Raw genomic sequence first — 9,482 nt, forward strand, 5'->3', positions numbered from 1 at the left:
CGTGCCGTGGCGCGCCAGGTACGCCGGCGTGGCCACGCACAGGCGCCGGTTGTCGGCGATGCGCACGCTCACCAGGGAAGAATCGGGCAGGTCGCCCACGCGCACCGCGCAGTCGAATCCCTCGCCCGCCAGATCGACCACGCGGTCGCTCAGGTTGAGCGAGATGGTCACCTCGGCATGCAGGTCGCGAAAGCGCGGCACCAGCGGCGCCACATGGCGCCGCCCGAAGCCCGCCGGCGCGGTGATGCGCAGGTGCCCGGTGGCCTTGACGCCGCCGGCGGACACGCTGGCCTCGGCATTCGCCACGTCGGACAGCAGGCGCTGGCAATCTTCGAGGAAGGCGCTGCCCTCGTGCGTGAGGTGGATGCGCCGCGTGGTGCGCACCATGAGCTTGACCCCCAGGTGCTCTTCCAGCGCATCGAGCCGGCGCCCCATGATGGCCGGGGCCACGCCTTCGGCCTTGGCGGCCGCGGTGAGGCTGCCGCGCGTTGCCACCGACACGAATGACTCGAAGGCCTTGAGCTTGTCCATGGGCGCCGATTATGCGGATGGATGTCACGGATGCATGCGGGTTCCACGCTGATTGCTGACGTAGGATTTCAAGCGAAATCGGGCACCAGTGCAATCAATTCTAGGGCGTATAGCTATCAAAACAATAGCAAACTCTACCCCATGAATTGCACGGGGCCGCCCCGCTCCGCGCCGATCGCTCCCGCAGCCGCGCCTAGACGGCCGCGCGGGTGAGCTGCATCGACAGCGTGTAGCGGCTGGCCGGGTGCAGCGTCACGCTCACATCCATCAGCTCGCCGCCGGTGTCCACATAGCGGCGAACGATCTTCAGCGCCGCGGAACCGGCGGGCGCCTGCAGCTCTTCGGCCAGCGACTCCGGCACCAGCGCCCCCACGATGTCCTGCCGCACCTTGGCGATGCGCAGGCCGTACTGCGCCTCCAGCAGGCTGCTGACCAGCACGTCGGGCGCGGCGCGCACGTGTTCGGCCAGCTCCCGCGCGTCGAAGCGGGCCGCATCCACATAGACCACCGTCCAGGCGATGGGCAGGTGCGGTGCGGCGCCGTCCCGGCGCAGGCTGGCGATGGCGAGGCAGCGGCTGCCGGCGGCGCAGCCCAGCTCGGCGGCCAGTTCGCGGTCGAGCACCACCTCTTCGATGCGGCGCACCTCGCGCACGTGGGTGGCGCCGAACTGCACCAGGTCGTCCAGCGAGGCCAGCGTCTGCTGGTAATGCGCATTGGGCGTGGCCGCCTCCACGCGCGTGCCCACCTTCTTGCGGCGCGACACCAGGCCGGACTGCTGCAGCTCCGAGATCGCGGCGCGCACCGTGTGGCGGCTCACGCCGTAGCGGTCGCACAGCTCCAGCTCGGTCGGCAGCAGCGCGCCCACCACGTATTCGCCCGCGGCGATGCGCTCCGACAGATGGCGCGCCACCAGCGCGTAGCGCGGCTCAGCCATGGGCGCAGCCCCTCATCCGGGGTAAACCCGGATTTTCTTTATGTACGTACATAAACACAATAATTCATATGTCCGAACTTAATCACCCGCGGACGCCGACGCAACCACCGACACCATGACCACCCCCGCCTTCGCCTCCAGCACCGCCATCGACTCGCTGCTCTTTCGCGACGCTTTCGGCACGCCCGCCATGCGCGCGATCTTCGCCGACCGCACGCTCGTCGCCCGCTACATCGAAGTGGAGGTGGCGCTGGCCGCCGCGCAGGGCCGCTGCGGCGTGATTCCGGCCGAAGCGGCCCGCGAGATCGCCGCGCGCTGCGACCTGAACGCGCTCGACTTCGAGCTGCTGCGCCAGGAGACCGACATTGTCGGCTACCCCATCCTGCCGCTGGTGCACCAGCTGGTGAAGCAGTGCGGCGACGCCGGCCGCTATGTGCACTGGGGCGCCACCACCCAGGACATCATGGACACGGCCACGGTGCTGCAGGTGCGCGACGCGCTGGCGCTGGTGGAGGCCGACATCGCAGCCCTGCGCGGCATCCTGGCCGGCCTGGCCGAGCGCTACCGCGACACGCCCATGGCCGGGCGCACCCATCTGCAGCACGCGCTGCCCATCACCTTCGGCTACAAGGCCGCCATCTGGCTGGCGATGTTCGACCGCCATGCCGAGCGGCTGCAGGAGCTGAAAAAACGCGTGCTCGTCGGCCAGTTCGCCGGCGCAGCGGGCACGCTGGCCTCGCTGGGCGATTCCGGGCTGGAGGTGCAGGGCCTGCTGATGGAGGAGCTGCAGTTGGGCGTGCCCGCCACCACCTGGCACGTGGCGCGCGACGGGCTGGCCGAGGCGGTGAACTTCCTGGCCCTGGTGACCGGCTCGCTGGGCAAGATCGCCTACGACGTGATGCTGCTGTCGGCCACCGAGTTCGGCGAGGTGTTCGAGCCCTTCGTGCCCGGCCGCGGCGCCAGCAGCACCATGCCGCAAAAGCGCAATGCGATCTCCAGCGAGCTGATGCTGGCGGCCTCCAAGTCCGTGCGCCAGCATGCCGGCCTGATGCTGGACGCCATGGTGCAGGACCTGGAGCGCGCCACCGGCCCGTGGCACGCCGAGTGGATCGCCATTCCCGAGAGCTTCGTGCTCACCGCCGGGGCCCTGAACCAGGCGCGCTTCATGCTCGGCGGCCTGATCGTCAACGAAGACCGCATGGCCAGGAACCTGGACATGACGGACGGCCTGATCGTGGCCGAGGCCGTGATGATGGGCCTGGCCCCGTTCACCGGCCGCCAGCAGGCGCACGACATCGTCTACGGCGCCTGCCGCACCGTGAACACGCAGGGCGGCACGCTGGCCGATGCGCTGGCGCGGCTGCCCGAGGTGTCGGCGCACTTCGACCGCGCGGCGATCGACCGCCTCACCGATCCCCGCAACTACCTGGGCGCCGCGCCCGGGATGGTGGACCGCGCCCTGGCCCTGTCGCGCGCGCAGAAAAAAAAGCTGATTCCCAAGAGCGTCAACCGGAGACACGCATGCAACCTTCGACCTTCCGCCGCGCCACCGTGGCGCTGGCCGCCGCCACCCTGGCCTTCGCCGCCCAGGCGCAGGGCTACCCCGCCAAGCCGCTCACCTGGATCGTGCCCTTCGCCGCCGGCGGCCCCACCGACGCCATGGCGCGCGACATCGCGCAGCGCACCAGCACGCAGCTGGGCCAGCAGATCATCATCGAGAACACGCCGGGCGCCGGCGGCACCATCGGCAGCGCCAAGGCGGCGCGCGCGCCGGCGGACGGCTACACCTTCCTGGTCGGCCACATGGGGTACATGGGCGCCGCGCCCTCGCTGTACAAGAAGCTGGCCTACGACCCGGTGAAGGACTTCGACGCCGTCTTCCGCTTCCCCGACACGCCCCTGGTGCTGCTGGTGGGCAAGAACTCGCCGTACAAGACGGCCGAGGACCTGATCGCCCACGGCCAGCAGAACCCGAGCAAGCTCAACTTCGGCAACGCCGGCGTGGGCTCCACCTCGCACCTGGTGGCGGCGCTGTTCGCCAGCCGCGCGAAGGTCGAGATCACCTCCGTGTCGTACAAGGGCGCGGCCCCAGCCATGACCGACCTGGTGGCCGGCCAGGTCGATGCGATGTTCGACCAGACCAACACCGCCCTGCCCCAGTTGGCCGGAGAGCGCGTGCGCGCCGTGGCGCTCACCTCCGACAAGGCCATGCCGCAGTTCCCGGGCGTGCCCCCGCTGGGCCAGAAGGTGATTCCCGGCTTCGAGACCGCCACCTGGTACGGCATCTACGCCCCCAAGGGCACGCCGCGCGAGGCCATCCAGAAGGTCTACCAGGCCTACACCAAGGCCCTGGCCGACAAGGCCTGGACCGACAGGATGGCGGCGCAGGGCATCCGCATGCTGCCGGACGACCAGTACACGCCGGACGCCTTGGCCAGACACACCGCCACCGAGGTGGAGCGCTGGCGCAAGGTGGCGGCCGAGGCCAGGATCTCGCTGGACTGACCGCATGGGCGCCGCCACCCGCACCGAGCACGACGCCTTCGGGCCGGTCGAGATTCCCGCCGACCGCCTGTGGGGCGCGCAGACCCAGCGCGCGCTCGCGGTCTTCGACATCGGCGAGGAGCGTTTTCCGGCCTGCCTGCTGCACACCTTCGGCCTGCAAAAGCAGGCGGCGGCCCGCGCCAACCGCCGCCTGCGCACGCTGGACGCCCTGCGCGCCGATGCCATCGAGGCCGCCGCCGAGGAGTTGCGCACCGGCCTGCTGGATGCGCACTTTCCGCTCACCATCTGGCAGACGGGCTCGGGCACGCAGACCAACATGAACGCCAACGAGGTGCTGGCCAACCGCGCCAACCAGCGCCTGGGCCAGCCGCCGGGCACGCGCAGCCCGGTGCACCCGAACGACCATGTGAACGCCTCGCAGTCGTCCAACGACACCTTTCCGACCGTGATGCACCTGGCGACGGCGCTGGAGCTGCGCGACCGAATGGTGCCCGCGCTCGCGCTGCTGCAGTCGCGCCTGCAGGAGCGGGCCACCGCCTTCGCCGGCGTGCTGAAGATCGCGCGCACCCACCTGATGGACGCCGTGCCCATGACGCTGGGCCAGGGCTTCGAAGCCTTCGCCCACCAGGTGGGCCATGGCATCGACCGGCTGCACGCCACCCTGCCCCGCCTGTGCCTGCTGGCGCAGGGCGGCACCGCGGCCGGCACGGGGCTGAATGCGCCGCCCGGCTTCGACGTGGCGTTCTGCGAGGAGGCCAGCGCGCTGGCCGGCATGGCCTTCACGCCCAACCCGAGCAAATTCGAGGGCATGGGCGCGCACGATGCGCTGGTGGAGGTGTCCGGCGCGCTGAACGTGGTCGCCGCGTCGCTGGCCAAGATCGCCAACGACCTGCGGCTCCTGGGCTCGGGCCCGCGCTGCGGCCTGGGCGAGCTGCGCATCCCGGACGACGGGCTCACCTCGTCGATCATGCCGGGCAAGCGCAACCCGACCATCGCCGAGGTGGTGGCGCAGGCCGCCTGGCAGGTGATGGGCAACCACACCACCATCACGCTGGCCGGCGCATCGGGCCACTTCGAGTTGAACGTGGCCAAGCCGGTGCTCATCCACAACCTGCTGCAATCCATCCGCGTGCTGGCCGACAGCGCCCGCGTGTTCGCCGAGCGCCTGGTGCAGGGCATCGAGGCCGACACCGACCGCCTGGCCGCCAACGTGGACAACGCCCTGCTGCTGGCCACCGCCTTGAACCCGGTGCTGGGCTACGACCGCGTGGCCCGCATCACGCGCGAGGCCATGGAACGCGGCATCACGCCGAAGGCCGCCGCCGTGGCGCTGGGGTTTCTCACGGGCGACGAATACGACCGAAGGGTGGACGCGCGGGCCATGGCCGGGCGCGGCTGACGGGCACCGAAGGCGCTCCGGGCGGCGGCGCAACCCCGCCCGGCCCTCGCCGCCGCTTTCTTCATTTGTGCGTAAAAGTCACTGGTTCTGAGATTTTCAGGCGGTTTATGTCTGGAAAGATTTGCAATACAGTGGGTCGACATCGTGGTGACGGTCCCTGGCGGCCGTTGCCGGTTTGCATCCACCCTTTCCCAGACCCAAGAGACCTCCATGACCGACCGCACCACCGTTCACGGCCTGCAAGTGGCCACCTCCCTGCACCGCTTCGTCGAAGACCGGGTCCTGCCCGGCACGGGTGTGGACAGCGAGGCGTTCTGGAAGGGCTTCAGCGCGCTGGTGTCCGACCTGGCGCCGCGCAACATCGCCCTGCTGGCCGAGCGCGACCGCCTGCAGTCCGAACTCGACACCTGGCACCGCGCCAACCCGGGCCCGGTGCAGAACATGGCGGCATATCGCGCCTTCCTCGAACAGATCGGCTACCTGGTGCCCCAGCCGGCCGATGTGCAGGCCACCACCGCCAACGTGGACGACGAACTCGCCACGCAGGCCGGCCCGCAGCTGGTGGTGCCGATCCTGAACGCGCGCTATGCGCTCAACGCGGCCAACGCGCGCTGGGGCTCGCTGTACGACGCGCTCTACGGCACCGACGCCATCCCCGAGACCGACGGCGCCGAGAAGGGCCAGGGCTACAACCCCGTGCGGGGCGCCCGCGTGATCGCGTTCGCCCGCGAGGTGCTCGACCAGGCCGCGCCGCTGGCCCAGGGCACGCACAAGAACGCCGCCGGCTACCGCGTGGAAGGCGGCCAGCTGGTCGTCGCGCTGGAGGGCGGCGGCACCACCGGTCTGCAGGAGCCGGCCCAGTTCGTGGGCTACCAGGGCGAGGCGTCGGCGCCTTCGTCCGTGCTGCTGCGCCACCACGGCCTGCACCTGGACCTGCAGATCGACCGCAGCACGCCCATCGGCAAGACCGATCCCGCCGGCGTGAGCGACCTGGTGGTGGAAGCCGCGCTCTCGACCATCCTGGACCTGGAAGACTCCGTGGCCGCCGTCGATGCCGAGGACAAGGTCAACGGCTACGCCAACTGGCTGGGCATCCTGAAGGCCGACCTCACCGAGCAGGTGAGCAAGGGCGGCAAGACCTTCACGCGCGGCCTGAACCCGGACCGCATCTATACCGCGCCTGATGGCGGCGGCGAGGTGCGCCTGCACGGCCGCTCGCTCATGTTCCTGCGCAACGTGGGCCACCTCATGACCAACCCGGCCGTGCTGTGGACCGATGCGCAAGGCACGCAGCGCGAGATTCCCGAAGGCATCCTGGACGCCGTGGTCACCACCACCATCGCGCTGCACGACCTGCAGGGCAAGGGGCAGGGCGGCATCCGCAACTCGCGCAAGGGCAGTGTCTACATCGTCAAGCCCAAGATGCACGGCCCGGCCGAGGTGGCCTTCGCCAGCGACCTGTTCGGCCGCGTGGAGCAACTGCTGGGCTTGGCCGAAAACACCGTCAAGCTGGGCATCATGGACGAGGAGCGCCGCACCAGCGTCAACCTCAAGGCCTGCATCGCCGCGGCCTCGGCGCGCGTGGCGTTCATCAACACCGGCTTCCTGGACCGCACGGGCGACGAGATGCACACCGCCATGCAGGCCGGCCCCATGGTGCGCAAGGGCGACATGAAGGCCAGCGCCTGGATCCAGTCGTACGAGAAGAACAACGTGCTCGTGGGCCTGTCGTGCGGCCTGCGCGGAAAGGCGCAGATCGGCAAGGGCATGTGGGCCATGCCCGACCTGATGGCCGAGATGCTCAAACAGAAGATCGCCCACCCCAAGGCCGGCGCCAACACCGCCTGGGTTCCGAGCCCCACGGGCGCCACGTTGCACGCGCTGCACTACCACCAGGTCAACGTGGCCGAGGTGCAGAAGGAGCTGGAAAAGACCGACGCCAACGCCGAGCGCGACAACCTGCTGACCGGCCTGCTCACGGTGCCAGTCACCGCCACGCCGCAGTGGAGCGATGCCGAAAAGCAACAGGAGCTGGACAACAACGCCCAGGGCATCCTGGGCTACGTGGTGCGCTGGATCGACCAGGGCGTGGGCTGCTCCAAGGTGCCCGACATCCACAACGTGGGCCTGATGGAGGACCGCGCCACGCTGCGCATCAGCAGCCAGCACATGGCCAACTGGCTGCTGCACGGCGTGGTGACCGAAGCGCAGGTGCGCGAAACCTTCGAGCGCATGGCCGCCGTGGTGGACCAGCAGAACGCCGGCGATCCGCTGTACCAGAAGATGGCCGGGCGCTTCGCCGAATCGGCCGCCTACCAGGCCGCGTGCGACCTCGTCTTCAAGGGCGTGGAGCAGCCCAGCGGCTACACCGAGCCCCTGCTGCACGCCTGGCGGCTGAAGGTGAAGGCGGGCACCGCCGTGCGCTGAACCCGCTCGGCACCTTCCGCCCGGCCGGCGCCTGGAGTGCCGGCCAGCCTCCCTTCGTCGGGGCACCCATCCGGGTGCCCCGTTTTCGTTGGGCGCCCGAAAAACACGGCTTAACAGGGGTATCCGGGTAAATCCATATGTTCCGGCAAGGCGTAAGGGTTTGTAGTTGCGCTAGAGCAATGCGGAGAGAATCGCCCACCAACCAAGGGTTTTCCCTAGCCTCACCATGAATCTCCAAAACATCTCCATCGGAAAACGCCTGGGCCTGGCCTTCGGCGTGCTCATCCTCTTCATCGTCACCATGCTGGGCGTGGGCACCTGGAAATTGCAGTCGGTGGCGCAAGAGACGGCTTCGATGATGGCCCTGCCCCTGACCAAGGAGCGGCTCATCTCCGACTGGTACCGCACCATCTTCAGCAACGTGCGCCGCCACAGCGTGGTGGCCCGCAGCACCGACGCCACCCTGGCGCAGCAGTTCGCGGCGGACAACGCAGCGGCCTCCAAGATGTCGTCCGAGCAGCAGAGCCAGCTGTCCAAGCTCATCAGCAGCCCGCAGGAGCAGGCCCTGTTCGACAAGGCCGGCGAAGAGCGCAAGCGCTTCGTCGTCGCCCGCGATGCCATCTACAAGGCCAAGGCCGAGGGCCGCTCCGAAGACGCCGAGCGCATCCTGAACGCCGACTTCACCCCCGCGGGCGAGCAATACCTGCAGGCCCTGCAGGCGATGCTGGACTTCCAGCGCGCGCAGATCAACGAATCCTCCGAAGCCGTGCAGGCCAATTACCAGAGCGGCCGGCTGCAGCTGATCGCGCTGGGCGCGCTGGCCACGCTGATCGCGCTGGCGCTGGCCGTGGCGATCACGCGCAGCATCACCCACCCGCTGCACGATGCCGTGACCATGGCCAAGACCGTGGCCACGGGCGACCTCACCGTGTCGTCCGACAGCACCGCGCAGGACGAGACCGGCCAGCTGCTGCGCACGCTGAACGCCATGGGCGAGCAGCTGCGCACCGCCGTGGGCCAGGTGCGCCACGGGGCCGAGGGCATCGCCGTGGCCTCCAGCGAGATCGCGCGGGGCAACCTGGACCTGTCCAGCCGCACCGAAGAGCAGGCCAGCGCGCTGCAGCAGACGGCCGCGTCCATGGAGCAGATGACCGCCACCGTGCGCCAGAACGCCGACAACGCGCGCACCGCCAACCAGCTCGCGCAGGCCACCTCGGACAAGGCCGTGCGCGGCGGCGAGGTGGTGGGCAACGTGGTCTCCACGATGGGCGAGATCCACGCGGCCTCGCGCAAGATCGTGGACATCATCGGCGTGATCGACGGCATCGCCTTCCAGACCAACATCCTGGCGCTGAACGCGGCCGTGGAAGCTGCGCGGGCCGGCGAGCAGGGCCGCGGCTTCGCCGTGGTGGCGGGCGAGGTGCGCACGCTGGCGCAGCGCAGCGCGGCGGCGGCCAAGGAGATCAAGGGCCTGATCGACGACTCGGTGCAGCGCGTGGACTCGGGCAACCGGCTGGTGGAGCAGGCCGGCGAAGCCATGCGCGAGGTGGTGGACGGCGTGCGCCGCGTGACCGACCTCGTGGGCGAGATCAGCGTGGCTAGCCAGGAGCAGACCACCGGGCTGGAGCAGGTCAACCAGGCCATCTCGCAGATGGACACGGTGACGCAGCAGAACGCGGCGCTGGT

At 69.6% G+C, this 9,482-nt stretch carries 6 protein-coding genes and 1 pseudogene; 5 read left to right on the forward strand and 2 right to left on the reverse strand.

From position 1 onward, the window contains the following. The coding region (locus tag AC27IO_RS16400; protein WP_498739723.1) for a LysR family transcriptional regulator at nucleotides 1-531 on the reverse strand (531 nt) is incomplete at its 3' end. Between the two features lie 193 nt (nucleotides 532-724). Continuing rightward, a complete protein-coding gene (locus tag AC27IO_RS16405) occupies nucleotides 725-1,465 on the reverse strand; it encodes a GntR family transcriptional regulator (protein ID WP_284430996.1) in 741 nt (246 codons plus the stop codon). A 115-nt stretch (nucleotides 1,466-1,580) separates the two neighbouring features. Between AC27IO_RS16405 and AC27IO_RS16410 the strand changes: the two are divergent. The 5 genes and pseudogenes from AC27IO_RS16410 to AC27IO_RS16430 form a co-directional block, all read left to right on the forward strand. Beyond that, nucleotides 1,581-2,942, forward strand: a pseudogene (locus AC27IO_RS16410) (class-II fumarase/aspartase family protein); the annotation flags it as partial. A gap of 44 nt (nucleotides 2,943-2,986) precedes the next feature. Next, nucleotides 2,987-3,970 (forward strand): tripartite tricarboxylate transporter substrate-binding protein, encoded by a 984-nt coding sequence (locus AC27IO_RS16415; protein ID WP_498739725.1) that lies wholly within the window; start codon nucleotides 2,987-2,989, stop codon nucleotides 3,968-3,970. A 4-nt stretch (nucleotides 3,971-3,974) separates the two neighbouring features. Next, entirely contained in the window at nucleotides 3,975-5,369 is a 1,395-nt protein-coding gene (locus AC27IO_RS16420; protein WP_498739727.1) for a class II fumarate hydratase, read from the forward strand. A gap of 210 nt (nucleotides 5,370-5,579) precedes the next feature. Beyond that, a complete protein-coding gene (locus tag AC27IO_RS16425; protein ID WP_498739728.1) occupies nucleotides 5,580-7,796 on the forward strand; it encodes a malate synthase G in 2,217 nt (738 codons plus the stop codon). Nucleotides 7,797-8,022: 226 nt separating this feature from the next. Further along, nucleotides 8,023-9,482, forward strand: a 1,460-nt coding sequence (locus tag AC27IO_RS16430) for a methyl-accepting chemotaxis protein (RefSeq protein WP_498739730.1), incomplete at its 3' end; no start/stop codon positions are given.

Source organism: Acidovorax sp. KNOB132 (assembly GCF_057541515.1).

What these genes read in the sequence shown, in the direction of transcription:
- AC27IO_RS16425 (WP_498739728.1), top strand. Translation starts at nt 5,580, where the DNA reads ATGACCGACCGCACCACCGTTCACGGCCTGCAAGTGGCCACCTCCCTG.
- AC27IO_RS16415 (WP_498739725.1), top strand. Translation starts at nt 2,987, where the DNA reads ATGCAACCTTCGACCTTCCGCCGCGCCACCGTGGCGCTGGCCGCCGCC.
- AC27IO_RS16420 (WP_498739727.1), top strand. Translation starts at nt 3,975, where the DNA reads ATGGGCGCCGCCACCCGCACCGAGCACGACGCCTTCGGGCCGGTCGAG.
- AC27IO_RS16405 (WP_284430996.1), bottom strand. Translation starts at nt 1,465, where the DNA reads ATGGCTGAGCCGCGCTACGCGCTGGTGGCGCGCCATCTGTCGGAGCGC.